The 26121-nt window shown below is 69.5% G+C and carries 25 protein-coding genes; 10 read left to right on the forward strand and 15 right to left on the reverse strand.

From position 1 onward, the window contains the following. Positions 1-491: 491 nt before the first annotated feature. Positions 492-2042: a methyl-accepting chemotaxis protein gene (locus BM070_RS17965; protein ID WP_092940726.1), complete on the forward strand. Its 1551-nt coding sequence runs from the start codon at positions 492-494 to the stop codon at positions 2040-2042. Between the two features lie 106 nt (positions 2043-2148). On the opposite strand, the gene BM070_RS17970 is transcribed toward BM070_RS17965, so the two are convergent. The 6 genes from BM070_RS17970 to BM070_RS17995 form a co-directional block, all read right to left on the reverse strand. Then, entirely contained in the window at positions 2149-3915 is a 1767-nt protein-coding gene (locus BM070_RS17970; protein ID WP_092940727.1) for a cache domain-containing sensor histidine kinase, read from the reverse strand. Continuing rightward, the gene (locus tag BM070_RS17975) at positions 3912-4742 is read right to left on the reverse strand and encodes a sensor histidine kinase (RefSeq protein ID WP_092940728.1); all 831 of its coding nucleotides are present in this window, start codon (positions 4740-4742) and stop codon (positions 3912-3914) included. Before BM070_RS17975 ends, BM070_RS17970 begins: the two co-directional genes overlap by 4 nt. 84 nt (positions 4743-4826) lie before the next feature. Next, entirely contained in the window at positions 4827-6383 is a 1557-nt protein-coding gene (locus tag BM070_RS17980; RefSeq protein ID WP_175518538.1) for a PAS domain-containing protein, read from the reverse strand. A 14-nt stretch (positions 6384-6397) separates the two neighbouring features. Continuing rightward, on the reverse strand, positions 6398-7186 hold the full coding sequence (locus BM070_RS17985) for a substrate-binding periplasmic protein (RefSeq protein ID WP_092940730.1): 789 nt from the start codon (positions 7184-7186) through the stop codon (positions 6398-6400). Continuing rightward, positions 7183-7935, reverse strand: a complete 753-nt coding sequence (locus BM070_RS17990) for an HD-GYP domain-containing protein (protein ID WP_092940731.1) — start codon at positions 7933-7935, stop codon at positions 7183-7185. The genes BM070_RS17985 and BM070_RS17990 overlap by 4 nt, the downstream gene beginning before the upstream one ends. Then, positions 7932-8318, reverse strand: a complete 387-nt coding sequence (locus tag BM070_RS17995; RefSeq protein ID WP_092940732.1) for a response regulator transcription factor — start codon at positions 8316-8318, stop codon at positions 7932-7934. Before BM070_RS17995 ends, BM070_RS17990 begins: the two co-directional genes overlap by 4 nt. Positions 8319-8580: 262 nt before the next feature. On the opposite strand from BM070_RS17995, the gene BM070_RS25295 reads away from it, so the two are divergent. Next, a complete protein-coding gene (locus BM070_RS25295; protein ID WP_092940733.1) occupies positions 8581-10320 on the forward strand; it encodes a methyl-accepting chemotaxis protein in 1740 nt (579 codons plus the stop codon). 354 nt (positions 10321-10674) lie between these two features. Here BM070_RS25295 and BM070_RS18005 read toward each other — a convergent pair whose 3' ends face one another. After that, positions 10675-11388, reverse strand: a complete 714-nt coding sequence (locus BM070_RS18005; protein ID WP_092940734.1) for an Hpt domain-containing response regulator — start codon at positions 11386-11388, stop codon at positions 10675-10677. 20 nt (positions 11389-11408) lie between these two features. Beyond that, positions 11409-12008: a response regulator gene (locus BM070_RS18010; protein WP_092940735.1), complete on the reverse strand. Its 600-nt coding sequence runs from the start codon at positions 12006-12008 to the stop codon at positions 11409-11411. A gap of 89 nt (positions 12009-12097) precedes the next feature. Between BM070_RS18010 and BM070_RS18015 the strand changes: the two genes are divergently transcribed. Next, the gene (locus BM070_RS18015) at positions 12098-12844 is read left to right on the forward strand and encodes an ABC transporter substrate-binding protein (protein WP_092940736.1); all 747 of its coding nucleotides are present in this window, start codon (positions 12098-12100) and stop codon (positions 12842-12844) included. 34 nt (positions 12845-12878) lie between these two features. Here BM070_RS18015 and BM070_RS18020 read toward each other — a convergent pair whose 3' ends face one another. Next, positions 12879-13676 (reverse strand): alpha/beta fold hydrolase, encoded by a 798-nt coding sequence (locus BM070_RS18020; RefSeq protein ID WP_245785286.1) that lies wholly within the window; start codon positions 13674-13676, stop codon positions 12879-12881. 4 nt (positions 13677-13680) lie between these two features. Next, on the reverse strand, positions 13681-14694 hold the full coding sequence (locus BM070_RS18025; RefSeq protein WP_245785287.1) for a M14 family zinc carboxypeptidase: 1014 nt from the start codon (positions 14692-14694) through the stop codon (positions 13681-13683). Between the two features lie 179 nt (positions 14695-14873). Between BM070_RS18025 and BM070_RS24845 the strand changes: the two genes are divergently transcribed. The 3 genes from BM070_RS24845 to BM070_RS18035 all read left to right on the forward strand — a co-directional run bounded on the left by BM070_RS24845 (position 14874) and on the right by BM070_RS18035 (position 17016). Continuing rightward, positions 14874-15044 carry a hypothetical protein gene (locus BM070_RS24845; protein ID WP_175518540.1) on the forward strand — a complete coding sequence of 57 codons (171 nt, stop codon included), beginning with the start codon at positions 14874-14876 and terminating at the stop codon, positions 15042-15044. Between the two features lie 126 nt (positions 15045-15170). Continuing rightward, positions 15171-16589 carry an SPOR domain-containing protein gene (locus BM070_RS24850; protein WP_092940738.1) on the forward strand — a complete coding sequence of 473 codons (1419 nt, stop codon included), beginning with the start codon at positions 15171-15173 and terminating at the stop codon, positions 16587-16589. A gap of 94 nt (positions 16590-16683) precedes the next feature. After that, positions 16684-17016, forward strand: a complete 333-nt coding sequence (locus BM070_RS18035) for an I78 family peptidase inhibitor (protein ID WP_092940739.1) — start codon at positions 16684-16686, stop codon at positions 17014-17016. A gap of 58 nt (positions 17017-17074) precedes the next feature. On the opposite strand, the gene hemW is transcribed toward BM070_RS18035, so the two are convergent. The 5 genes from hemW to BM070_RS18060 all read right to left on the reverse strand — a co-directional run bounded on the left by hemW (position 17075) and on the right by BM070_RS18060 (position 21861). Then, entirely contained in the window at positions 17075-18325 is a 1251-nt protein-coding gene (hemW, locus tag BM070_RS18040) for a radical SAM family heme chaperone HemW (protein ID WP_092940849.1), read from the reverse strand. Between the two features lie 23 nt (positions 18326-18348). Next, a complete protein-coding gene (gene rdgB / locus BM070_RS18045; protein WP_092940740.1) occupies positions 18349-18948 on the reverse strand; it encodes an RdgB/HAM1 family non-canonical purine NTP pyrophosphatase in 600 nt (199 codons plus the stop codon). Between the two features lie 45 nt (positions 18949-18993). Next, the gene (gene rph, locus BM070_RS18050) at positions 18994-19740 is read right to left on the reverse strand and encodes a ribonuclease PH (RefSeq protein ID WP_092940741.1); all 747 of its coding nucleotides are present in this window, start codon (positions 19738-19740) and stop codon (positions 18994-18996) included. 196 nt (positions 19741-19936) lie between these two features. Then, positions 19937-20848: a PP2C family protein-serine/threonine phosphatase gene (locus BM070_RS18055; protein WP_092940742.1), complete on the reverse strand. Its 912-nt coding sequence runs from the start codon at positions 20846-20848 to the stop codon at positions 19937-19939. Next, positions 20845-21861: a serine/threonine protein kinase gene (locus tag BM070_RS18060; protein WP_092940743.1), complete on the reverse strand. Its 1017-nt coding sequence runs from the start codon at positions 21859-21861 to the stop codon at positions 20845-20847. Before BM070_RS18060 ends, BM070_RS18055 begins: the two co-directional genes overlap by 4 nt. A gap of 73 nt (positions 21862-21934) precedes the next feature. Here BM070_RS18060 and BM070_RS18065 point away from each other — a divergent pair, with 73 nt between their 5' ends. The 4 genes from BM070_RS18065 to BM070_RS18080 all read left to right on the forward strand — a co-directional run bounded on the left by BM070_RS18065 (position 21935) and on the right by BM070_RS18080 (position 26112). Then, positions 21935-22843, forward strand: a complete 909-nt coding sequence (locus BM070_RS18065) for a YicC/YloC family endoribonuclease (RefSeq protein ID WP_092940744.1) — start codon at positions 21935-21937, stop codon at positions 22841-22843. A gap of 40 nt (positions 22844-22883) precedes the next feature. Then, a complete protein-coding gene (gene gmk, locus BM070_RS18070) occupies positions 22884-23504 on the forward strand; it encodes a guanylate kinase (RefSeq protein ID WP_092940745.1) in 621 nt (206 codons plus the stop codon). Positions 23505-23528: 24 nt separating this feature from the next. Then, a complete protein-coding gene (gene rpoZ, locus BM070_RS18075; protein WP_092940746.1) occupies positions 23529-23732 on the forward strand; it encodes a DNA-directed RNA polymerase subunit omega in 204 nt (67 codons plus the stop codon). A 109-nt stretch (positions 23733-23841) separates the two neighbouring features. Next, positions 23842-26112, forward strand: a complete 2271-nt coding sequence (locus BM070_RS18080) for a RelA/SpoT family protein (protein WP_092940747.1) — start codon at positions 23842-23844, stop codon at positions 26110-26112. Positions 26113-26121 lie beyond the last annotated feature (9 nt).

A 26121-nucleotide genomic window follows, 5' to 3' on the forward strand; every position in this document is an offset into this window, starting at 1 on the left:
CGATCCCCTGCGAGATCGTCAACACGTTCTAAGCGCCCTACCGGGCCGCGATGTCCGGTGCGCCCCGATGTGCACCGATGCGCTCCGGCGCATCTTTCTAGCCATTTTTGCCTCCAGCGCTCTCCCCGCCTAGGCATATAGCTATTAAAAATATAGCAAACCAGCGCATCGCCCTGCCGGTGCGCGGGGCCTGGCGCGCCTGCCGGGCCGCCTTGCCACGGCCCCATTCCTTCCCACATTCCCGCGACGGCGCCGTGCACACCTGCCACCCAACGCGGGAAGGTCTTGCTGCGCCTCTTGTTCAAGATCAAGGAAAACAGCAAGAAAAATCACTTCATCTTCAAATTAATCATAATTTACAAACAAATTGATACCAATGATTCCCTGGCACCAATTTGCAGCGGTTGCGGCTTCCGGTCCCGGCTCCGGCGGCCGTGCGCCAACGCCCCGCGCGCAGCCGCCCCCCTTTCCCTCCACCACCCCTCGATGCCATGACACTCCTCTCCCGAATCAGTCTCGGAGCCCGCCTCTACGCGGTCTCGCTCGTGCTCATCGCAGCACTGTCGGCCCTGGCCGTCAACGTGTGGGTGCAGCTCGTCCATGTGAGCGGCATGGCCCACACGGCCGGGAAGGTGAAGGTGCTGCAGCTCGCGCTGATCGCCAGCACCGAATTGAAGGTGACGCAGGTGCTCTCCGGCGTACGGCAAGGGCTGCTCACGAAGTCGCCCCAGGACGTGGCCCAGGCGGAGAAGGACATCCAGGCCATGCGGGCCCAGATCGCGCAGAACGATGCGGACTTCCTCAAGCAGATCACCACCCAGCAGGGGCGCGACGCCTTCCAGAAGGACTGGCTCGCTCTGCAGCAGGTCACCTGGCCGGTGGCGGAGGCCAACATGCGGCTGGTGGCCGAGGGCCGCGCGGAGGAGGCCCTGGCCATGCTGATGGCCAAGACCGTCCCCGCCTTCGGCAAGATGCAGGACTGGCTGAGCGCCGAGCGCAGCCGCCAGAACAAGGACGTGAGCGCCGACGTGGAAGGCATCGGCCTGGCCGCCGACAGCATCCGGCTGCAGCTGGCCGCGCTGGTCGCGCTGATCTCCATCGGGCTGCTGGCCTTTTCCTGGTCCATCACCCGCACGCTGCGCCGCCGCGTGGACGGCGCCCAGCGCGTCGCGCAGCGGGTGCAGCAGGGCGACTTCACGCTGGCCGTGGAAGACACGGCGCGCGATGAATTCAGCCCGCTGCTGCAGTCGCTGCAGGCCATGCAGACCTCGCTGACCGAAGTGGTGAGCGCGGTGCGCACCAATGCCGAAGGCGTCGCCACGGCCAGCGCGGAGATCGCCCAGGGCAACCAGGACCTTTCCGCCCGCACCGAACAGCAGGCCAGCGCGCTGCAGCAGACGGCGGCCACGATGGAAGAGCTGGGCACCACCGTGCGCCACAACTCCGAGAGCGCGCAGCAGGCCAACAAGCTGGCGCAGAACGCCACCGCCATCGCGCAGCAGGGCGGCCAGGTGGTGGGGCAGGTGGTCGCCACCATGCAGGAGATCAACGACAGCAGCCGCAAGATCGAGAACATCATCGGCGTGATCGACGGCATCGCCTTCCAGACCAACATCCTGGCGCTCAACGCCGCGGTGGAGGCGGCGCGCGCCGGCGAACACGGCCGGGGCTTCGCCGTGGTGGCGGGCGAGGTGCGCACGCTGGCGCAGCGCAGCGCCGAGGCGGCCCGCGAGATCAAGGCGCTGATCGTCAGCAGCGTGCAGCAGGTGGCCCAGGGCTCGGCGCTGGTCGATCAGTCCGGCCAGACCATGGGCGAGATCGTCACCTCCATCCAGCGGGTGAGCGGCATCGTGGCGGAGATCAGCTCGGCCAGCGTGCAGCAGACCTCGGGCATCCAGCAGATCGGCGAGGCCGTGAACCAGATGGACACGGCCACGCAGCAGAACGCCTCGCTGGTGGAAGAAAGCGCCGCCGCCGCCGACAGCCTCAAGGGCCAGGCCCAGCAGCTGGTGCAGGCCGTGGCCGTGTTCCGCCTTCCTTGAGCGATCCAGATCGGGCGCTGCCAAGGCCTCGCCCCCGCGCAGGGCGGGCCGCGGCCCCGATCGACGCGTCGCAGGCCGCGCCGCACAATGCCGGGCAGCGCGCCGATCAGCCCTCGCCCAAAGGCAGCGCCAGGACGACGTGGCAGCCCGCCACCGGCTCCGCCAGCAGGTACACATCGCCGCCCATGCGCCGGGCGATGCCCCGGGCCAGCGCCAGGCCCAGGCCCGTGCCGCCGTGCTCGTAGCTCACGCGGCCATCGGCCTGCCGGAAGTTCTCGAACACCTGCTCGCGCTGCTCCGGCGCGATGCCCGGGCCCGTGTCGCTCACCGTCAGCGCCCAGCCATCGGGCTGGGCCGAGACGCTCAGCGTGACGTGGCCCCGCCGGGTGAACTTCACGGCGTTGGAGAGCAAATTGCCCAGGATCTGCCGAAAGCGCGTGGCGTCGGTCCAGATGGTGGCGGGCAGGCCGTCCGCATAGACGATGTCCAGCGCCAGGCCTTTTTCGCGTGCCCGCACCTGGAAGGGGCTGGCGGCCTCGTCCACCAGCGTGCGCAGATCGTGCCGCGCGGCGCTGAACTCCATGCTGCCCGTATCCACCTGCGAGAGATCGATGATTTCCGTCAGCAGCGCGTTGAGCCGCTCGGCGCCCTGCCGGATGAAGCGGGCGGAGCCCTGCACGAAGTCGTCCCCGGTGCGGCGCTCCAGCAGCTCGGCAAAGCCCACGATGCTGGTGAGCGGCGTGCGCAGCTCGTGGGAGATGGCGGCGAGGAACTGCGTCTTCGCCTCGCTGGCCGACTGCGCCTGCGCCTCGCGCAGCTGCAGCTCCCGGTGCTGCGACTCCAGCTGGCTCACGCCCCGCACCAGCATCCAGCCCGTGACGCAGAGCAGCAGGCTGAGCAGCGATGCCAGGCCCACCACGAGATTGCGCGTCGCGCGCCAGGGCGCCAGCGCCTCGGTCATGCCGCTGATCGCGAAGACGTAGAGCGGGTACTCGCCCACCCGGTGGTAGGCAGCGATGCGCTCGATGCCGTCGATGCGCGAGGGGAAGGACCACTGCCCGCTGCGGCCCAGCTGCTGGCGCACCAGCCGGCTGGAACTGCCCAGCGAGGTGCCGATGCCGGAGCCGCCCTGGCCGCCGATGACGCGGGCGCGCAGGATGCCGTCGTCCCCGACCAGGCTGACCCCGCCCTGCTGGCCTAGCGCCACCTGGCGATAGACCTCCTCGAAATAGCGCGCGTCGATCGAGCCCACCACCACGCCCCGGACCGCGCCGCCCGCATCGCGCACCGCGCGCGAGAGCTGGATGGTCCACTTGTTGGACACCTTGCCCAGCACGGGCGGGCCCACGTAGAGCCCGCCGGACGTCAGCATGGCCGGGGCCGGCGCCGAGGCCGCGCCCGGCTGCAGATGGACCTTGACGTGCTCGCGGTCCGACAGATCGACCGGGCCGGCCTTGGCCGCGCCGGGGTCCACGTTGCTGCCCGCGAAGTGGCCCCGGTGGTCCACCAGCGAGAGCTGCGGCAGGATCGCCTCGGAAAGCCCGGTCGCATCCACGATGCGCTGGTGCTCTTCGGCCGGCACCGGCCCCTTGGCGGCGAGCGTGGCCAGCCGCAGCACGGCCTGATCGACCGCCGAGATGACGCGCGCGGTCTGCTCCTGCAGCGCGCGCGAGATGTTGGCGTTCTGCCGGTATTCGGCCTCCACCGCCTGGCGGCGCTGCTCCTGCAGCAGCGTCCAGACCGTGGTCCAGACGGCGAACAGCACCAGCAGCAGCATGAGCGTGGTGAGGGTCAGCAGCCGCGTGGGGCGCCAGCAGGCGCAGGGCGCGGCATCCGGGGCACCGATCCAGCGGCGCAGGGTACGGAGCATCATGCCGGCTCGCCGGAATCGGCCGGCAGGCGGATCTCGAACACGCTGCCGTGCAGCGGCGCCGGCCGCACGCCGATCTGCCCGGCATGGGCCTCGACGATCTTGCGGCAGATCGCCAGCCCCAGGCCGGTGCCGCCGTAGCCGTGCCGGGTCGCGCTGGACTGCATGAAGGGCTGGAAGATCAGATCGCGCTCCGCCTCGGGCACGCCCGGGCCCTCGTCCTGGATGCTGACGACGACGCGCCTGCGCCCACCGGGCGGCTGCTCCGCCACGCAGCGCACCGTGAGCGTGCCGCCCTCCGGCGAGAACTTGATGCCGTTGGCCAGCACGTTGCGGAAGACCTGCTCGATGCGGACCTTGTCCACGCTCGCGCGCAGGGGCTCGGGCGGCAGCTCCAGCGCAAAGCCCACCTTCCTGCGGGCCGCCAGCGGCGCCAGCTCCTGCACCACGGCGGAGAGGCTTTCGCGCACGTCCTCGGTGGCGAAGCGGAAGGCGCCCACGGTGCTCTCGATCTTGGAGATGTCCAGCAGGTTGTTCACCAGCTCCAGCATGCGCAGGCCCGAGGCATGGATGTCGTCGAACATCAGGCGCAGCTGCGAGGTCTCGTCGCTGCGGTAGATGCCCAGCTCCGAAAAGCCCAGGATGGATTGCAGCGGCGTGCGCAGTTCGTGGCTGATGTTCGCCACGAACTCGGACTTGGCCTGCGAGGCCGCCTCGGCCACGGCCAGCGCGTTGCGGATGGCGGTGACGTCCACCTTCACGGCCAGCAGCCCAACCGGCACGCCGCCCTCGCCCGGCACGGCGACCTTGCTGACCTGCACGTGGCGCACGCTGCCATCGGGCTGCCGCAGGGTGGTTTCGTAATGCGCGCGCCCGCCTTCCCTGAGCAGGCGCGGCGCGTGCAGGTCATAGGCCTAGGCCTCTTCGGGGGGCAGGAATTCGGTGTTCCTGCGGCCGATCACGTCGGCGCGGGAATGGCCCATGAACTCCTCCCAGGCACGGTTCACGCTCATGAAGCGCGCCTGCCGGTCGGTCATGCACAGCGGCAGCGGCACGATCTCCTGCAGCAGGTCGAGGAACTGCAGGCGGGATTCGGCGCTGCGCTCGGCCGCGATGCGTTCGGTCACGTCCACCGCGCTGCCCGCGAAGCCCGAGAACACGCCGTCCTTTTCCAGCGGGTTGAGCGCCATCTCCACGAAGAGGCGGCGGCCGCTTCCGCTGCGCATCAGGATGGTGCCGGTGCGCGGCTCGCCCGCAGCACGCGGGGCCAGCAGGTGCTGCAGCTTGCCGTGGTCGCCCGGGTCCACCAGCTGGCTCAGGTGCCGCCCGACCGGGTCGTCATGCAGGCCCCACTGCGCCCAGCGCGGATTGGCGAACAGCACCTTGCCGCCCGCATCGGTGCTGAAGAGCAGTTCCTGCACGCTCTCGACCAGGATCTGCAGCCGGCGCTCGCCCGCCGCCACCCGCGCGTTGGCCTGCTGCAGCTGCTCGTGCTGCCGCTCGCGGGCGCGCATGTGGCGCAGGGTGAGCGCCGTCAGGCCGAGGATCGCGCAGAGCACGCAGACCAGCGCCGGAACGAGCCACCGCAGCGTGCCCAGGGCCTGGCTCACCGCGTTGGCACGCGGCAGTTCCACCAGGGCCACGAGCGGCAGCCGGGGGCTCGTGCGGTAGCCGATGAGCAAGTCCTCGCCCGTGCCATCGACCATCTCCAGCATGCCACGGTTTCGGGGGCCCAGCTGGGTGCCCAGCGGGCCGCCTGACTCCAGCAACGCCACCAGGTCGGCTCGGCCGGAGCCCGCGAGCACCCGCCCGGCACGGTCTGCCAGCAACGCCTGCGCGCCCGGCGCCATCGACTCCAGCACCGACTGCTGGTAGGCGACGAACGAGGCCGGGTTGATGACGCCCACGACCAGGAATTCGGACTGCCCGCCGCCCCGGGCGGCATGGAAGATCACCGGAATGAAGTCCACGCCCGCCGGAGCGCTGCCGGGCTGCATCATGTCCACCAGATAGCGCCCCTGCTGGCGCCGGCCGATGCCGATGCGGTTGGGCGGCGGAATCTCGCCCAGCCGGTCCACCGCCACCGTGGAGCCCGTGCCGCGCTCGGCGGTCGTGGCCAGGATGCGGCCGCTCATGTCCAGCACGGCGACGCTGCGGAGATCGGGCAGCACGCGCATCGCATCGGCGAAGTGTTCGCCGAAGTAGAGGGGCTGGTCCTGCTCGATCTGGCGGCCCGCCGTGTCGGCCACCGTGCCCAGCAGGGCCCCGGTGGTGTCGAAGGTGCGGCTGGCGCGCTCTTCGAGCATGCGCGCCATCATGCCGACCGCGTTCAGGTCGGACTCCACGGCGCTGCGCATCGCGGAGACCAGCAGCACGGCCGCCGCGATGCAGGCGATGACACAGGCGCCAACGGAGAACGACACCAGCGCCGTGGTCGCGGTCCTGAACGGAGTGCGTGTGCGGTGAGGCATGTGCCTGGGTGAGCTCATCGGATGACCATGACTTCCATGCCCTGCTTCCAGGCGGCCTGGTGCAGCCGCCCGTCTTCGCGCACGGCAGCGACGAAGCGGTCCACGGTATCGCTCCAGGCGGGCCGGTCGAGCGCGGTGGCGTAGGCGTACTGCGTCATCTCGACCGGGGTGGGCGGGGCGATCGAACGCGCCCAGCTGGTGGTGCGTGCCATCATTTCGCTGACGCTGAAGTTCGTGAGGAACACGTCCACCCGCCCGGCCTGCAGGTCCTGCTGCACGGTGGAAAACGGCAGCGCCACCACGCGGGCGACGCGGAAGTGGGCGGAGATGTTGGTATCGAAATAGCTGCTGGCGACCACGCCGATCACGACGCCGGGGCGGTCGATGTCCTCCCAGCGCTGCACCACCGGGCTGCCTCGGTTCACCACGGCATAGACGTCGCTGCGCAGGTGGGGCGTGGCCATGTGCATGCGGCGCTTGCGCTCTGCGGAGACCGCCCAGGCCGACATGGAGACATCGCAGCGGCGCGAGGCCAGATCGATCGCCACCGTGTTCGGCGTGGTGTCGATGAAGGCCACGGGCAGCTTCAGGCTCGCGGCCAGTTCATGGGCCATGTCGATGTCCAGGCCCGAGAGCTTGCCGGTCACCGGGTCGCGGTAGGTGCTGCCGAAATAGTCGGGCCAGACGCAGATGCGCAGCACCGAGCGCGGCATCCCGTCCGGCACCGGCTGCGCGGAACACAGGCCGAACCAGGAGCAGGCGGCGGCCCAGAGCAGGCAGCGCAGGAGCCGGCCCGCCGTCATAGGGCGATGGTCCCCTCGACCAGATCGCGAAAGCTCGGGCGCTGTTCGGTGACGCGGCGATGCAGCGCCACGATGGCCGGCAGATGCGCGAGGAAGGTGTCCACCACCACGGGGTCGAACGCGGCCTCGCGCTCCTTGCGGAGCATGGCCAGGGCCTCCTCCACGCTGAACGCCTTGCGATAGACGCGGTCCATGGTGAGCGCGTCGAAGAAATCCACCACGGCGACGATGCGGCCCGAAAGCGGAATCTGCCGGCCCGACAGGCCGCGGGGATAGCCCTTGCCGTCCCAGCGCTCATGGTGCGAGAGCGCGGTCTCGGCCGCCAGCCGGAACACCGGAATGCTCGACATGCCCAGGATGGCGGCACCGTTGGTGGTGTGCTGCTGCATGATCTCGCGCTCCTCGGGCGTGAGCGGGCCGGGCTTTTTCAGCACGGCGTCGGGCGTGCCGATCTTGCCGATGTCGTGCATGGGCGCGGCGCGGCGCAGCATCTGCGCGTAGGCCGGCGGCTCGCCGAGGAACAGGGCCAGCGCCTCGGCCAGGAAGCCGATGCGAACGATGTGCACGCCGGTGTCGTCGTCCTTGAATTCGGCAGCGATGCTCAGCTGCAGCAGTGCCTCGTGGTGCGCGCGGGTCACCTCCTCCAGCGCCCGGTTGCGCTCGTGATAGAGGCGGCCCAGATCCGCCACCATGCGTTCCATCTGGGCGTTCGCCGCCGCATCGGCGTACTCCTGCGGCCATGCGGTCATGACATGGCCCCCGCCGTCTGCGACAGCTTCTTCTTGACGGTCTCCAGCAGTTCGAGCGGGCTGAACGGCTTGAGCAGATAGGCGTCGGCCCCGGCCGCCAGGCCCGCCTCCACATCGGTCTGATGGCCGCGCGCGGTCAGCAGGATGACCGGGGGACGCGGCCCCGGGCCCTGCTTGACCAGGCGGCAGAGATCGAGCCCGTCGATGCCCCCGGGAGTCATCACGTCCAGCAGCACCAGATCCGGCCTCAGCAAGGGCAGAAGCTCGGCGCCCTCATCGGCCGTGGCGCAGTCGTGGATCGAATAGTCCTCCAGCTCCAGCGTCATGCGGATGAGCCGCCGGATTTCCTGCTGGTCTTCGACGACGAGGATTTTCTTGGACATGGGCCATCTCCAGATGAAATTGAATGGTTGCACCTATCATATCTATCATTTAGGCTTGCATCCAGTCTTTTCGCTGCAACCCATCGTAAGGGCCAATGGCGGTTCATGCGCCGGTGGAACCACCGATCTGCTCGATCTGCACGGGCCTGAACGATGAAACCTTGACCGATAGCAATTTCCGGCGTGTGCCGTATTCGACGGCGCATCGCGCACTTCCTGCCGGATGGCCCAGCCGGCACCCTTTCACTTCGAGGAGAGAACCATGTTCGGATCAATGACAGTCGCCAGGAAGCTGGCCCTGGGCTTCGGCGCCCTGCTGGCCATCGGCGTCGGCATCGTCGCCTATGCCGCCTGGGCCATGAGCGGGCTCAACACGCGCATCGACGAACTGGTCAACTACCGCATGGTGCAGACGAGGCAGTTCAACGCGGTCAAGGACAACCTGCAGGCGGCAGGCCGGTACGCCCGCAACATCGTCATCAACAACGAGCCCACCTTCGCGGCCGGGGAACGCAAGAAGATCAACGATCTGATAGCGGCCAACACCGAGTTGCTGCGCAAGCTCGACCAGAGCATCACGTCCGCCCGTTCGCGCGAGCTTTTCAAGCAGATCAACGAGGCCCGGGGGCCCTATCTCAAGGCCCTGAACACGGCCATCGACATGGCGCTCAAGGGTGAGCAGGCGGCGGCCGGCAAGTACCTGGTCGATCAGGTCCGGCTGCTGCAGAACGTGTTCTTCAAGGCCGTGGACGACTCCACCGCCCTGCAGGACGAGATGGCGAACGAACTCGCGCGCACCGCATCCGAGCAGGCAGCGCTCGGCGTGCAGATCATGTCGGCGCTGGCCCTGGGCATGGTGGCGATCGGCGCGGCCGTGGGCTGGGCCGTGACCCGCAGCCTGCGCCAGGCCCTGGGCGCGGAACCCGCCGCGCTGAGCGCCGCCGTCAGCCGCGTGGCCGATGGCGACCTGAGCCAGCCCCTGCCCGTCGCGGCCCGCGATTCCGCCAGCGTGCTGGCCAACGTGGCACGCATGCAGGCCCAGCTGGCGCAGGTGGTGGCCACCGTGCGGCAGAACTCCGACAGCGTCGCCACGGCCAGCAGCGAGATCGCGCAGGGCAACGAAGACCTCAGCCAGCGCACGGAAGAGCAGGCCAGCGCACTGCAGCAGACGGCAGCCACCATGGAGGAGCTGAGCACCACCGTGCGCAACAACGCCGACAGCGCCAAGCAGGCCAGCCAGCTCGCGACGGGCGCCTCCGGCGTGGCGCAGCAAGGCGGGGAGATCGTCGGCCAGGTGGTGGCGACCATGCAGTCGATCAACGAGAGCAGCAACCGCATCGGCGACATCATCGGCGTGATCGACGGCATCGCCTTCCAGACCAACATCCTGGCGCTGAACGCCGCCGTGGAAGCGGCCCGTGCCGGCGAGCAGGGCCGGGGCTTCGCCGTGGTGGCGAGCGAGGTGCGCAACCTGGCCGGCCGCTCGGCCGAGGCCGCCAAGGAGATCAAGGCGCTGATCGGCCAGAGCACCGCGCAGGTGCAGCAGGGCTCGGCCCTGGTGGACCAGGCCGGCAAGACCATGGGCGAGATCGTCGGCGCCATCCAGCGCGTGAGCGACATGGTGGCCGAGATCACCGCCTCCAGCGCGGAGCAGAGCTCCGGCTTCCAGCAGGTGGGCGAGGCCGTGAGCCAGATGGATCAGGTCACGCAGCAGAACGCCGCGCTGGTCGAGGAAAGCGCCGCCGCCGCCGCGAATCTGAGAGGGCAGGCACGGCAGCTGGTGGAGGCCGTGTCGATCTTCAAGCTCGCGGCCACCGGAGCCGCGGCGCCCTCCAGGGCCGCGGTGGTGGCGCCGGCCCCCGCCATGGCCGCCCCGAAGCGGCCCGCCAGCCGCCCGGCGGCCGCACAGGCGAGCGCCAAGCCCGTCCTCGCGCCCCGGCCCGCACTCGCCGCGAGCGCAGCGGGCATGGCCTCATCGGGGGACCAGTGGGAAGCGTTCTGATGTTCTAGAGCGCCGGGCCGCCCCTCGGAGCCGGGCGGCGTCTTTTTTCTCGACGCGCCCGGCGTCGGAACGTGTTCACGATCTCAGAACGTGTTTACGATCTCCCAGGGGTCGCGCAGCTACGTCGGCGGGATGGGATGCAAGGCGCGGTGCGCAGTGGATAGCACGGCTATCCACAAGCGCCGCAACGCCGCAGACCGCCCGCCGACGTAGCTGCCCTTCGGGTTGGAGCGAAATCGGGCGATTGAACGCCCCGGCTGCTTGCATGGACACCAGCCCATGCGGCGCATCCGAAGCATCCACTCATCCCGATTGCGCTCCAACGCGATCCCCTGCGAGATCGTAAACACGTTCTCAGAGCCGGAGCAAGGCGTCGCGCAGGCCCTGCCAGCGGCGCGCCACCTCGGTCAGGTCGTGGCGGGAGAGCTGGGCATCCAGCGACTGGGCCAGCTCGGCCAGCGGGTGGGCGCCGATGAGCCGGAGCACGCTCTTGAGGTTGTGGGCGGTGCGGCGCAGCGCCGCCATGTCCTGGCGCGCGAGTGCCTGGTCACCGGCCTGCGCATCCAGCGGAAACTGCTGCCGGCACAGGGCCGTGAACGACTGCAGCATCGGCTCGCTGCCCTCGAAGAGCGCTGCGGCGTCGGGGCCGGCCACCACCGGCGCTGGCGGGGGGGTGGGCGCGGGCACCGGCGCTGCATTGCCGCTGCGCTGCGGGCCCACGGCTTCCATCACGCAGGCCTGCAGGGCCTTGAGGCCGACCGGCTTGTGCAGGATGCGCCAGACCCCGGCCTGCTGCAGCTGCTGTTCGACGGACGGGGTGATGCCGGCGCTGAAGACCGCCACCGGCATGCGGGACTGGGCCAGCAGGGCCTTGGCGAAATCGAGCGCCGAGCCGTCCACCAGGGTGAGATCGGTCAGCACCAGATCGACCGGCTCGCTCTCCAGCATCCGCGAGGCCTGGGCGACGGAATCGCTCATCAGCAGCTCGATCGGCAGGCCGTCCAGGGCCATCGCCACGTAGCGGCAGACGGCCGGATCATCCTCCAGCAGCAGAACGCGGGCAGCCATGGGGAGCGCTGAAGCAGGCGTCAAGCCAGGCCGAGGGCGGATTTCACCAGGCCGCCGAGCTCCTGGACCATGTCCACCTTGTGCACCACCGGCACCCCGTTCAGGGCGAAGCGGTAGGGCTCCAGCTCGCTGTCGGACAGCGAGGTCACGACGATGAGGCGGGTGGTGTCGAACTGGGGGCTGGTCCGCAGGCCGGCGATCAGGGCGGCGCCGTCGATGCCGGGCAGCAGGATGTCCACCAGCAGCACGTCGGGCTTGAGCTGGCCGGCCATGGCCAGGCCGCTGATGCCGTCCGGCGCGACATGCAGGTCCACGTCGGGCAGCGCGTGCTTGAGCACCAGCGACACGAGGTTCTGGAAGTGGACCGAATCCTCGATCAGCAGCACCTTGGATTTGGATGAAGCCGGCGCGCGGTCCTGCGGCGCGCGCGAGCTGTTGCGCTGCCAGGCTTCCACGGACTTGCGGGAGATGCGACGATGGCCGCCTGGCGTCTTCCAGGCTTCCAGCTCGCCGCGATCGACCATCAGCTGCACCGAGCGCACCGCAAGATTGAGCTCGCGTGCGGCCTCGATGGTGGTCATCTCGCCACCAGCCTTGGTCAGTGCCTCATTCGAATTCATCAGATATCTTCCAAAGAAATTATTCTATTAGTAAAAATTGATAGAACCGCGAAGTTCACCCTAAAGACTGAACAAAGGAGTAAGCAACCGTGCAGTCCATCGACCCTCACCTTATCGCCCTTATCGCGCCCACGGGGCGGCTGCGGGCCTGCATCAACCTGGGCAACCCTATCCTGGCGCACCGGGGCGGCGACGGGCAGCCGGGTGGCATCTCGATCGACCTGGCCCGTGAATTCGGCCGGCGCCTGGGCCTGCCCGTGGACCTGGCAGTGTTCGACACCGCCGCCCAGTCCGTCAAGGCCGTAACGGAAGAGCAGGCGGACATCGGTTTTTTCGCCGTGGACCCGCTGCGCGGCCAGGGCATCGCCTTCACGGCGCCCTACGTGCTGATCGAAGGCGCCTACCTGGTGCGTGAGGCCTCGCCCATCACCGCCAACGAACAGGTGGACCGGCCCGGCATCTCGGTGGCCGTGGGCCAGGGCAGCGCCTACGACCTCTACCTGAGCCGCGAGCTCAAGGCCGCGCAGATCGTGCGCGCGCCCAGTTCCCCGGCCGTGGTGGGCACCTTCATCGACCAGTCGCTGGACGTAGCGGCCGGCGTGCGCCAGCAGCTGGAGGCCGACGCGCAGCGCACGCCCGGCCTGCGTCTGCTGCCCGGCCGCTTCATGGTGATCCAGCAGGCCATGGGCCTGCCCAAGGGCCGGGGCGAGGCCGCCGCGCAGCTGCTGTGCGACTTCGTGGAAGACATGAAGGCGCAGGGCTTCGTGGCGCAGGCCATGCGCAGGCACGGCATCCAGGGCGCGTCGGTCGCACCGGCGGCGCAGGCGGGCGCCTGACCGCCGGGCTGCCGCTGCGCCCCTCCCCGCAGGCCTACGCCCTGCTCTCCAGCCAGCCGCACACCTGCTGCACCACCCAGTCGGGCGCATCCAGCGGCAGATCGTGCCCCGCCGTGGGGTGGCTCGCCTGGGCGCAGCCCCAGGCATGGGCGATGGCGGCGGTGCAGGCGGGATGCACCAGGCCGTCGCCCGCACTGCCGAGCAGCAGCAGCGGCACGGGCGGCGCAGCGGCATCGGCCCGATAGCGCGCCGCCGCCGCCAGCTGGCGCAGCGCATTGGCGCGCGAGACGGGGCGCTCCGCCCGCAGCTGCGCCCAGCCGGGCACGGCCTGCTCCCGCAGATCCGCCCGGCGGCTGGTGAGGGCGTGGATCAGGCGCTCGGCCTCCAGCGGCTGCCGCCAGCACCAGGCCAGGCGCAGCAGCGTGGCGTAGTTGCGCGGGCGCAGCCGGCGGTAGAAGGCGCTGAAGGGCCGCAGGCTGGTGTTGATGAGCACGGCCGAGGCCAGCTCCTGCGGCGCCTGGCGCATCCATTCGGCCGCCACCATGGCGCCCAGCGACATGGCCAGCACGCGGTACGGCGGCTCAAGCCCGCCCGCCAGCAGCTGGCTGCGGCCGGCCTGCAGCATGTCCTGCACGCGCCAGGGGCTGGGCTGGGCGTTGAGCGCGCCGTTGCCCGGCAGGTCCAGCAGGATGACCCGGGCGCCCGCGCCCAGCGCCTGCCGCAGCCGATCGGGAAAGCCGCCCCAGTGGCCGGCCTCGCGCGTGAGCCCGCGCAGCAGCACCCAGGGCGGGCTGGAGCCGGGCGGCGGCGTCATCGGCGCGTACCCTGCCATCGCATCAATACCAGGCGGCCAGCGCCGCCGCGCGGCGCGCTTCCTGCGCCTGCGCGCCCGGCAGCCAGTTACGGTAGCCGCAGGCAGCGCGCGGCAGGAAATCGAGCAAGGCCATGTGCTGGCGCAGCACGCGCTGCTGCCGGTGGTCGATCAGCGGATTGAAGATGCCCGAGCGCTTGAAGATCTGGCGCGGGTTCTTCTTGATCCAGAGCCAGGAGCCCATTTCCAGCGTCAGCGGCAGGAAGATGCGGCCCGGCTCCTCGCAGGCGCGCATGTAGAGGTAATCCCAGAGGTCGCCATGGGCCAGGTAATGCAGGCTTTGCGGCTCGATCACGTAGCGGTGGTTGCTGTAGGCCTGCATGAAGACTTCCTGCAGCGCATGCAGCTCGGCCAGGTGCTTGATGGGCTGGCGGGTGTGCGCGAACGGGAACCACAGCCGGTCCGACAGGCCGAAGCCCGAATGGCAGTCCAGCGCCAGGCTGAACTGGCGCGAGAGCAGCTCGGCCTCCACCACCTCGCACAGCGCCTGGCTTTCCTCTTCCATGGGCGCATCGGGCGCGCCGCGGTACCAGGGCAGGTTGGCGCTCAGGCGCTGGCCGCCGATGAGAAACGGCACGCGGTCGTCGGCGGAGATGGGCGCGTTGCGCATCAGGTCCACCCCGCGAGGATTGGCCCGCGTGGACAGCAGCGTGCCGCCGGGGTTGATGAGCGGCATGAAGACCAGGCGCACCTGTTCGAGCTGCTGGTGCAGCAGCCCGTCCCAGCGCAGGCGGTTGACCACGTTCTGCAGGTAGGCGATGACGACCTGCGCGCCGATGCGCTCCAGCCCGTGCACGCCGCCGAAGAAGCCCACGGCCGGCACGTCGGGCGAAGGATTGCCCATGCAGATCGCGTAGAGCGGCAGATCGGGCCCCGCCTGCGTGGCGATGGAGCGCAGCATGCGGACCTGCAGGTGGGGGGCGCCCTGGTCGATGATGCGCTCCAGCGCGATCAGTTCAGGCAGCAGCGGAGCGGTCACGAGGTGCGTGAAGAAGAGAAAGGGTGGGGCCCGCAGCGGGCCGATCGGGCAGGATAGCCCGCCCGCGCCGCGAACGCAGGCTTGGCCCGCAGCGCCCACGGGGCTCTGCGCGGCTGACTTCAAATTGACACGCAGCGGGTGCAGGCTGTCGGCTCCCCACACAGCCCAGGCAGGCCACCATGCAAATCCCTTTCCTCCACCGCAAGAGCCCCGCCAAACGCACCCTGATCGCCGCCGGCTCCATCGCCGTCGGCATGGCGGGCGGGCTGCTGGAATGCCTGGCGCTGCTGCGCTCGCGCCGCCAGGTGCGGCTGCACGCACGCCACCGCGCCCTCCCCCACCAGCACTGAAAGCGCGCCTGCTGACGATACCCGGCGAGATAACCGGCAGGCTCTGAACCCTCCTCGCGCCGGTCTGGCGACATCGGCGCGCTCCGGGTGCTCCCGAACGGCATCCCGCATGCCAGAATTCCGGCCATGCAAGCCCACCAAGCCTATGTCGCCCAGGCCGCCACCGCTCCGCCGAAGCGCGCGGCCGGCACCATCGCCATGCCGGCGCTGTACCGCGCCGCGCTCGGCGCTCTGAACGCGGACCGCTATCTGGCGTTTTTCCAGCGGCAGGACGACACGGGCCGCAACCTGCCGGGCTGGAATGCCGCCGCGGCCTTCTTCACGCTGGGCTGGATGGTGTTCCGCCAGCTCTGGATGCCGGCCCTGGTCTATGTCGCAGCGCTCGAAGGCGTGGCCCTGGTGGCCTTCGCGCTGGGCCAGCACTGGCTGAGCCTGCCGCGGCAGGTGCTGGGCGGGGTAGCCCTGGCGGTCTTCGGCGCGGCCTGCGTGCTGCCGGGCCTCTACGGCGATGCGGTGATGCACGCCGAGATGCGCAAGAAGATCAACCGCGCGCTGGCCGCTTCCCCCAACCTGGCGAAGGCAGCCGAACTGCTGGCCCGGCAGGCCCCCACCCGCCGGCGGCTGGCCTGGGTAGCCGCCGTGCATGTGCTGCTGGCTGCGGCCATCGTGGCGCTGTGGCTGGCCTTCCCCGGCGGCACGCTGAATGCGCCGGGCACCGCCGATGCATCGGCGGCCACCGCGACCGGCGCTCCTGCGGCGCCAGCCATGCCCGCAGCTTCGGCCACCGCAGCCGAGGCAGCCCCTGCCGCCAGCGCAGCCGCAGCAACGGCTTCCGAGCCTGAAAGCGGAACGGCGGCCGGCACGCAGACGCCGGCCTCGGAGCCGGCGGCGGCCGCCTCCACACCTGCTGCACCAGCCGCAGCCCCCACCGCCGCCGCCAGCGCGCCCGCCGCGCCAGCCCCGGCCATGGCAGCGAGCGCCACCGCTGCCGTGGCTGCCGCCACTGCCACATCGACTGCAGCGACTGCATCGGCGCCACAGACCGCGGCCCGCACGCCCTCCCCGGCGGTGGCCGATCAGCCAGGCGCATCCACCAAGCGCCCGGCCGCCAGCAGCGCTGCCGCACCGGCCGAAACACCGGCAGCCAAGGCCTCCGCCCCAGCTGCCTCGGCTCCCGCGGCACCGACCGCCACCAGCGCAGCCGCGCCCCGCGCACACCATGCATCGCGCCCGCGCACCGCCGCACGCGCACCCCGCCCGTCCACGCCGGCGGCCACGGCCGAAGCCAGCGCCACGCCGCCCGCGCCCCTGCAGCGGCGCCTCTACATCAACGTCGGGCTGTTCGGCGACCCGGCCAACGCCCGCCGCGCCATGGCCCTGCTGCAGACGGTGGATCTGACCGGCTCGCAGGCGCAGGTCCGGGCCGCTGGCGGCCGCATGCTCACCCGCGTGCGCGTGGGGCCATTCACCTCGGCATCGGAGGCGAACGACGCCGCCCGGCGCGTGCTGTCGCTGGGGCTGGAAGCCGCGCCGGCCCAGAACTGAGGCCCGCGCCCGGCGGGCCGCGTTACGGCTGGTGACGCCCGCCCGCCACCGACTTGGGTTAACGTCGTTTCTATTTCTTCAAGGAGCAGTTTCCATGCGCAATGCAGCATCCACGGCTTTGACCCTTGCCACGCTGGCCCTGGCGGCGGGCTGCACGTCCACGTCGCCGTTCGGCAGCGGCAACACCTCGCCCGTGCCCGGCAGCGCCACGCCGCCCGTGGGTGGCGTCTGCAACGCCCAGCCCGCGCAGGGCTTCGTGGGCCAGATGAGCACGGCCAAGGTGGTCGAGGCGGCCCGCGTGAGTTCCGGCGCCAACATGGCGCGGGTGCTGCGGCCCGGCCAGATGATCACCAAGGAATACGACACGCAGCGGCTCAACCTGCAGATCGATGCGACCGGCCGCATCACCTCGGTGAGCTGCGGCTGAACCGGGGGTTGAGCGCGGCTCGCTGGACTGGCGGGGCGCGCGGGCCCCGCCCGCGCACTCAGTCCGCCAGGAAGAGTTCCTGCAGGTCGCTCAGGAAGTCGAAGCCGCGCTCGGTGGGCCGCACCTGGCCGTCCGCGCGGCTCACCAGGCCCTTGCGCTCGGCCTCGTCCAGCCCCCGGGCGATGGCGGTGAGCGGCAGCCCGGTGCGTTCCATGAACTGCTGCAGCGTGAAGCCATCCCGCAGCCGCAGCGCGTTCAGCATGTATTCGAAGGGCAGATCGGCCCGGCGCACGTCCGCATCCTGTGCGATGGCGCGGCCGGCCAGGGCGCCATCCATGTAGCGGCGCGGATCGCGCAGCCGCACCTGGCGCACGACGCGGTGCGCGAAGCTGAGCTTGCTGTGCGCGCCGGCGCCGATGCCCAGGTAGTCGCCGAACTGCCAGTAGTTGGTGTTGTGCACGCACTGGTGGCCGTCCCGCGCATAGGCCGAGACTTCATAGCGCCGCAGGCCGGCCGCGCCGGTCATCTCGGTGATGCGGTCGAGCATGGCGTAGGCCGTGTCGTCCTCCGGCACGGCGGGCGGGTGCTTGGCGAAGTAGGTGTTGGGCTCGATGGTCAGGTGGTAGATCGAGATGTGCGGCGGCTCGAGCGCCAGCGCCGTGCGCATGTCCTGCTCCAGGTCGGCGATGGTCTGGCCCGGCAGCGCATACATGATGTCGAGGTTGAAGGTGCCGAAGGCGTCGCGCGCCTCTTCCACTGCCGCCAGCGCCTGGGCCCGGTCGTGCACGCGGCCCAGCGCCTGCAGGAAGCGGTCGTCGAAGCTCTGCACGCCCACCGACAGCCGCGTGACGCCCGCCGCGCGGTAGGCGCGGAAGCGGTCCTTCTCGAAGGTGCCGGGGTTGGCCTCCAGCGTGATCTCGCAGTCCGGCTCCAGCCGCAGGCGGGCGCGCACGTCGCCCAGCAGGCGGTCGATGGACTGCGGCGCGAACAGGCTGGGCGTGCCGCCGCCGATGAAGATGCTGTGGACGGTGCGGCCCCAGATCAGCGGCAGCGCGGCTTCCAGGTCGGCCATCAGCGCGTCGAGGTAGCGCGCCTCGGGCAGCGCATCGGCGCCGGTGCGCGCCTCGTGCGAGTTGAAGTCGCAGTAGGGGCACTTCTTCAGGCACCAGGGCAGGTGGATGTAGAGCGACAGCGGCGGCAGGCTGGACAGCTGCAGCAGGCCGGGGCGCATGTAGTGCTGCACGCCCTGCAGCGCTGCGGATTCGGCGTCCGCGCCAGGCGCGGCCGCGGGAACGATGGGAATGGACACGGGCAAGGCTCCGGCGGCGGGCGTCAGAACCAGCGCTCGCGCATCAGCGCCAGCATCTGCTGCGCGGCGCGGCCGCGGTGGCTGTGGGCGTTCTTCACGTCCACGGGCAGCTCGGCGAAGGTCTTGCCGAATTCGGGCAGGAACATGACCGGATCGAAGCCGAAGCCGTTGCTGCCGCGCCGCTCGCGCGCGATCTCGCCGGACACGCGGCCCACGGCGATGAGCGGCTCCGGGTCCTGCGGGCTGCGCACCGCCACCAGGGTGCTGACCATGGCGGCGCGGCGGTCGTCGATGCCGGCCATCTGTTCGAGCAGCGCCTGCACGTTGGTGTCGTCGCCCTTTTCGTAGCCGAACTGCGTGGCGTAGTAGGCCGTCTGCACGCCCGGCTGGCCGCCGAAGGCCTGCACGCACAGGCCCGCGTCGTCGGCCAGTGCCGGCAGGCCGGTGTGCTGCGCGGCGAAGCGCGCCTTGGCCAGGGCGTTCTCGACGAAGGTGTGGAAGGGCTCCTCGGCTTCGCCCACGCCCAGGTCGGCCTGGCGCACCAGCTCGACGCCCAGCGGCACCAGCATGGCCTGCAGTTCGGCCAGCTTGCCGCGGTTGTTGGATGCAAGAACGAGTTTCATGGGGTTTTCGGCTCCTGGCCCAGGCAGTGCCTAGGCATTCAGCTATTATTTTTGTAGCGAATGCTGCTGCAGCGCGGCCAGCTCGCCAATGCCCTTTTCGGCCAGGGCCAGCAGCTGGTCCATCTCCTGGCGCGTGAAGGCCGCGCCTTCGGCCGTGCCCTGCACCTCAACGTAGTGCGCCACGCCCTGCGCGTTCACGGTCATCACCACGTTCATGTCGGTGTCGCAGGCCACGTCCTCGACGTATTCGAGGTCCAGCACCGGCTGGCCCTGCACGATGCCGACCGAGATGGCGGCCAGCGGCGCGGTGATGGGCGAGGCCTGCAGCTTGCCGGCCGCGATCAGCGTGGCGACCGCATCCTGCGCGGCCACCCAGGCGCCGGTGATGGCTGCGGTGCGCGTGCCGCCGTCGGCCTGGATCACGTCGCAGTCGAGCTGGATCGTGCGCTCGCCCAGGGCCTTGAGGTCGAACACGGCGCGCAGGCTGCGGCCGATGAGGCGCTGGATCTCCTGCGTGCGGCCGTTCTGCTTGCCGCGGGCGGCCTCACGGTCGCTGCGGGTGTGCGTGGAGCGCGGCAGCATGCCGTATTCGGCCGTCACCCAGCCTTCGCCGCTGCCGCGCTTGTGCGGCGGCACGCGCTCTTCGACCGAGGCGGTGCACAGCACCTTGGTGTTGCCGAACTCGATCAGCACAGAGCCTTCGGCGTGCATGGTGTAGTGGCGGGTGATGCGCACCGGACGCAGCTGGTCGGCGGCGCGGCCACCGGGGCGGGCAGCGGAAGTTGGGGTCATGGAAGGGGTTCTCTGCAGCGGGGAATGGGGCGCCCGGAAACACCGGGCACAAGACAAAGCGGGAGGGCGGACAGCCGACGACGCCGCGATCGCGACCAGTCGCTACCGGCTTCGGCCCAGACGCCGATTCTCGCCTGCCTGACGGACTGCGCGCTGAGAACGTGGTCACGATCTCCCGGGGATCGCGCTCACGCTCCTAGAGCTTGCGCGCCGCCGAGCGGCGGATAGCCTCGTTGATCTCGGCGATGGAGCGCTCGATGGCCGCGTCGTCCAGATCGTCCAGCAGCAGGCCCTCGGGCGCGCCGCCCTGGATGGTGGAGGCGAAGGCGTCGTCGCCCAGGCTGGCGGTGCTCACGCTGAAAGTGGAGCCGAAGGCATCGGGCGTTTCCCATTCCAGGGCCAGCGCGGTCACGTTGTCGCTGGCGCTGCCGGCCTTGCGCAGCGCGTCTTCGACCAGATCGGGAACGGCCACGTCCACCGTCTGGCGCCCCAGCAGGCGCGCGATGTGGGCGTCGTCGAGCGTGCCCCAGAGGCCGTCCGAGCAGAGCAGGATGCGGTCGCCCTGCTCCAGCAGCACCGGCCCGGCGCGGTCGTAGATCGGCTTGGCGGGCGAGCCCAGGCAGGTGAAGAGCACGTTGCGGTTGGTGATCGCCCGCTCGAAGAGCGGCCGGGGCGCATCGCCCAGCTCCAGGTAGGAATGGTCGCGGGTGCGCGCCAGCACCGCGCCGTCGCGCACGAAGTAAAGGCGCGAATCGCCGCAATGCACCCAGCTGGCCCGCCCGGCCTGCACCACCGCGGCCACCAGCGTGGTGCGGGGCGAGTCGGCCAAGCCGCGCTCGCTCGCGTGCTTGAGGATGGCTTGGTGCGCCTCCAGCAGGGCCATGGCCAGAAAGGCCTGCGGGTCGGCCAGCGCCGGCTGCGCCTCGCGCTGGAACAGGGCCGACACGGTCTGGATGGCGATCTGCGCGGCCACCTCGCCGTCGGGGTGCCCACCCATGCCGTCGGCCAGCACGAACAGGCCCGAGGCGCGCGTGTAGCAGTAGCCCATGCGGTCTTCGTTCTTCTCGCGCCCACCGCGCCGGCTGATCTGGAAGACGGAGAACTTCATTGGGCCTTCGCGCCGGCCGGGTTGGTCTGGCTCGGCTTGGGCCCGCTGCGCCGGGCATCGCCCACCAGCGAATCGATCTGCATGCGCATCTTCTCGCCCAGGCTGAGCCGGGTGTAGCGGCGTTCGCCCTCGCGGCTGAGTTCCTTTTGCAGCGCGAAGACGGACTGCGGCCGCGAGAGCGGGTCCAGCGCCATGCACCACTCGACCACCTCGATCAGGTTGTCCGAATAGATGCCGCGCAGCTTGGTGAGCGCCTGCGCGAGCCGGTCGGTGTCCTTGCGCTGCGGCGCATCGGTGGGCGGAAAGCCCTGCATGCAGGCATAGATGCAGGCGCCGATGGCGTAGATGTCGGTCCAGGGGCCCATCTGCGTGTCGCGGCGGTACATCTCGGGAGCCGCGAAGCCCGGGGTGTACATGGGGCGGATGAAGTTGCCTTCCTTGGAGAGCACTTCGCGCGCCGCGCCGAAGTCGATCAGCACGGCCTTGTTGTCGTCGGTGATGAAGACGTTGGCCGGCTTGATGTCCAGGTGCAGCATCTTGTGCTGGTGCACGATGCGCAGCCCGCGCAGCACCTCGTCGAACAGCGGGCGGATGGTCGATTCGCGGAACACCTTCTTCGTGTTCAGGTCGCGCGCGGTGATGATGAAGTCCTGCAGGGTCGCGCCCTCCAAGTAGTTCATCACCATATAGACGGTCTCGTTCTCGCGGAAGAAATTCAGCACGCTGACGACCGAGGCGTGCGAGATCTGCGCGAGGGAGCGCCCCTCCTCGAAGAAGCTCTTGAGCCCCAGGCGGTAGAGCGAGAGCTTTTCGGGCTGCACCTTGGGCAGCAGCTGGCCCGGTTCACGGGTGGCGAGCGACGAGGGGAGGTATTCCTTGATGGCCACTTGCTGGCCGTCGGCGTCGGTGGCCAGATAGACCACGCCGAACCCTCCGGCGGACACCTTGCGGACCACGCGGTAGCCGCCGATGGAGGTGCCGGGAGGCAGGGGTGCCGGCTTGATCTTGGACATATTCTGCGATGAAGACTCGGGCACGAATCGGAACCGGGATAATCGCGCGTTTGCAGCAACCACCGAGAGTCCCATGGCAGTTTACAGCATGACCGGATACGCCAGCGCCCAGCACGGAGCGTCTGCCGCAGGCGCCGAAACCGACGCGCCGACGCGCCGCCTGGGTATCGAGATCCGATCGGTCAACAGCCGTTTTCTCGACCTGTCCTTCCGCCTTTCCGACGAGCTGCGGGCCCAGGAGCCCGCGCTGCGCACCCTGCTCACCGCCAAGCTCAAGCGCGGCAAGGTCGAGGTGCGCGCCTTCATCGAAGACGAAGGCAACGGCAGCCTGCCCGACCCCGCTCCCCGGCTGCTGCAGCGCCTCAACGGCATGCAGGACGCCGTCAAATCCTGGCTGCCCCAGGCCGCGCCCCTGAGCGTGGCCGATGCGCTGCGCCTGTGCGCCAGCTTCTCCGGCCCGGCGCAGGACTGGTCCGAAGCCCTGCCCCCGCTGGCCGAGCAAGCCCTCAAGGCCTTGATGACGGCCCGCGAACGCGAAGGCAAGCGCCTGGCTGCCATGCTGCAGGACCGGCTGGACCAATTGCGCGCGCTGGCCAAGCAGGCCGTGCCGCTGGTGCCGCAGCTGGTCGAGCAGCACCGCCAGCGCTTCCTCGACCGCTGGAACGAGGCCCTGGCCCACGCCGACGGCAAGATCGCCGCCGAAGCCGCGCAGGACCGGGCCCTGACCGAAGCCACGGCCTTCGCCATCCGCATCGACGTGGCCGAGGAAGTCACACGGCTGCAATCGCACCTCGATGAAATCGAGCGCCTGCTGAAAAAGGGCGGCGAGATCGGCAAGCGCCTGGACTTCCTCATCCAGGAACTGCACCGCGAAGCCAACACCCTGGGCTCGAAATCGGCAGCCCTCGAACTCACCCGCATCAGCGTGGACATGAAGGTGCTCATCGAGCAGATGCGCGAGCAGGTCCAGAACATCGAGTGATGGATAATCCTGATTTGATAGCAGCTAGCGCAGACGCCGTATGGACTATCCCGGAAATCTCTTTGTAGTGGCGGCCCCCAGCGGGGCCGGCAAGTCGAGCCTGGTCAAGGCCCTGCGCGAGCTCGACTCGCACGTGCAGCCCTCGGTCTCGCACACCACGCGCCCGCCGCGCGGCCAGGAAAAGCACGGCCGCGAATACTTCTTCACGTCCGACCAGGAATTCGACGCCATGGTCGCGGCCAACGGCTTCGTCGAATGGGCACACGTGCACGGCCGCCGCTACGGCACCTCGCGCAAGGCCATCGAAGAGCGCGTGGCCCAGGGCGCCGACGTGCTGCTGGAGATCGACTTCCAGGGCGCGATCCAGATCAAGCAGGCCTTCGCCAACGCGGTGCTGATCTTCATCCTGCCCCCCAGCTGGGAAGAGCTGCGCTCGCGCCTGGAGCGGCGCGGCGAAGACGCGCCGGACGTCATCGAACTGCGCCTGGCCAACGCCGCCTCGGAGATGGCCCAGGCCCAGAAATTCGACTTCGTTATAATCAACGAGTTGTTCGAGCGTGCGGTCTTCGACCTGAAGACCATTGTTCACGCACAGCGCCTGAAGTACGCGGCCCAACGCAGAGCCCGCGCCGACATCTTCGAGTCGCTCAACATCACCTGATTCCCACTTTTTCGAGAAACATCCATGGCCCGCATCACCGTCGAAGATTGCCTCGAGCAAATCCCCAACCGCTTCCAACTGGTGCTCGCGGCCACCTACCGTGCGCGCATGCTGAGCCAGGGCCACGCCCCGCGCATCGAAAGCCGCAACAAGCCCGCCGTCACGGCGCTGCGCGAAATCGCCGAAGGCAAGGTGGGCCTGGAAATGCTCAAGAAGGTGCCCGGCTGATCGCCTCGAAGCGCTAGCCCCTTGCGGGGCTGAAGCCAAAAAGCACCGCATTGCGGTGCTTTTTTTTGCCTGGAATACCCAGCCCTCGATGGCAGGCTACATTAAAGGCATGACTGCGGTGTTGAACAAAACTTCTGTTTCCGATGGACTGCCGAGCGAAAGCCCGGGCAGCGCCAGCCCGTCCGCAGCGGCAGCCAACGCGGCGGCGGCCAGTTTCGCAGCGCTGGTGGACAGCCTCGACTACCTGGACCCCGCCAGCATCGAGCAGGTACGCCAAGCCTACCGGTTTGCCGACCAGGCGCACCTGGGGCAACTACGCAGCAGCGGCGAGCCCTACATCACGCACCCCATCGCCGTCACCGCCCAGTGCGCCACCTGGAAGCTCGACGCCCAGGCCCTGATGGCCGCCCTGCTGCACGACTGCATGGAAGATTGCGGCGTCACCAAGGCCGACCTCATCGAGCGCTTCGGCGCGCCGGTGGCAGAACTGGTGGACGGCCTGACCAAGCTGGACAAGCTGCAGTTCAACACCCGCGAAGAGAACCAGGCCGAATCGTTCCGCAAGATGCTGCTGGCCATGGCGCGCGACGTGCGCGTCATCCTCGTCAAGCTGGCCGACAGGACGCACAACATGCGCACCCTGTCCGACATGCCGCGCAGCAAGTGGGGCCGCATCTCCTCCGAGACGCTGGAGATCTACGCCCCCATCGCCCACCGCCTGGGCCTGAACCAGACCTACCGCGAGCTGCAGGACCTGGCCTTCCGCCACCTGCACCCCTGGCGCTACGCCACCCTCTCCAAAGCCGTCAACAAGGCCCGCAACCGCCGCCGCGACATCGTCCAGAAGGTGCAGAACGAGGTCGATGCCGCCTTCGCGCGCATCCACATGAAGGTGCGCCTGGCGGGGCGCGAGAAGACCCTCTACGCCATCTACCAGAAGATGGACCTGAAGCACCTGAGCTTCGCCCAGGTGACGGACATCTACGGTTTCCGCGTGATCGTGCCGACGGTGACCGACTGCTACACCGCTCTGGGCGTGCTGCACCAGATGTACAAGCCGGTGCCAGGCCGCTTCAAGGACCACATCGCCATCGCCAAGCTCAATGGCTACCAGTCGCTGCATACCACGCTGGTGGGCCCCTCGGGCGTGAACATCGAGTTCCAGATGCGCACCGAGGAAATGCACGTGGTGGCCGAAGCCGGCGTGGCCGCGCACTGGCTCTACAAGGCCCAGGACGATGAAGGCACGACCGCCGAACGCCTGGGCACAAAATGGCTGCAGTCCCTGCTGGACATCCAGAACGAGACCCGCGACGCGGCCGAGTTCTGGGACCACGTCAAGGTGGACCTGTTTCCCGACGCGGTCTATGTGTTCACGCCCAAGAGCCAGATCATGGCCCTGCCCCGCGGCGCGACGGTAGTGGACTTCGCCTACGCCATCCACAGCAACGTCGGCGACCGCACGACGGCGGCCAAGATCAACAACGAACAGGTGCCGCTGCGCACGGAACTGAAGAACGGCGACGTGGTGGAAATCATCACCGCGCCGGTCTCCACGCCCAACCCGGCCTGGCTGGGCTTCGTGCGCACCGGCCGGGCACGCTCGAAGATCCGCCACTATCTCAAGACGCTGGCCCATACCGAATCCGCCAGCCTGGGCGAAAAGCTCCTGACCCAGGCTCTGCGCGCGGAGGGCCTCGAACAGCTGCCGGACGAGCAGGAGAACCACGCCCTCTGGGAAAAGCTGCTGCGCTTCACCGGCAACCGCACCCGGGTCGAACTGATGACCGACATCGGCCTGGGCAAGCGCATCGCCGGCATCGTCGCCAAGCGGCTGGTCGTGCTGATGTCCGAATACGGCCACCGGCCCGACGCCCTGCTGCTGACGCGCGAGCGCTACAGCTCGCACGAGAACCTCTCGCAAGGCGGGCTCACGTTGGATGGCAGCGAGAACGCCTCGGTCCAGTACGCGCACTGCTGCCGCCCCGTGCCGGGCGACCCCATCGTCGGCTACCTCGGCAAGGGCGAAGGCCTGGTGGTGCACAACAGCGCCTGCAGCGTGGCCAAGAAGCTCCAGCACAAGGACAGCGAACGCTTCATCGCCGTGGATTGGGCCGACGAGCCCACCCGCCTCTTCGAGACGGGCATCGTGGTGACGATCTCCAACGGCAAGGGCGTGCTGGCGCGTATCGCGGCGGAGCTGGCCAGCTCCGAAGCCGACATCGTGCACGTCGAAATGGACGACGCCGTGGCCATGGACACGACCGACCTGCGCCTCGTCGTCGCGGTGCGCGACCAGGCCCACATGGAAACCGCGCTGCGCAACCTGCGCCGCACGCAGGCCGTGCTGCGCGCTTTCAGAATATTGCCCCAGGGCTGACCGCTCCCT

The sequence above is a fragment of the Paracidovorax wautersii genome, from assembly GCF_900113035.1.
Taxonomy (GTDB): domain Bacteria; phylum Pseudomonadota; class Gammaproteobacteria; order Burkholderiales; family Burkholderiaceae_C; genus Paracidovorax; species Paracidovorax wautersii.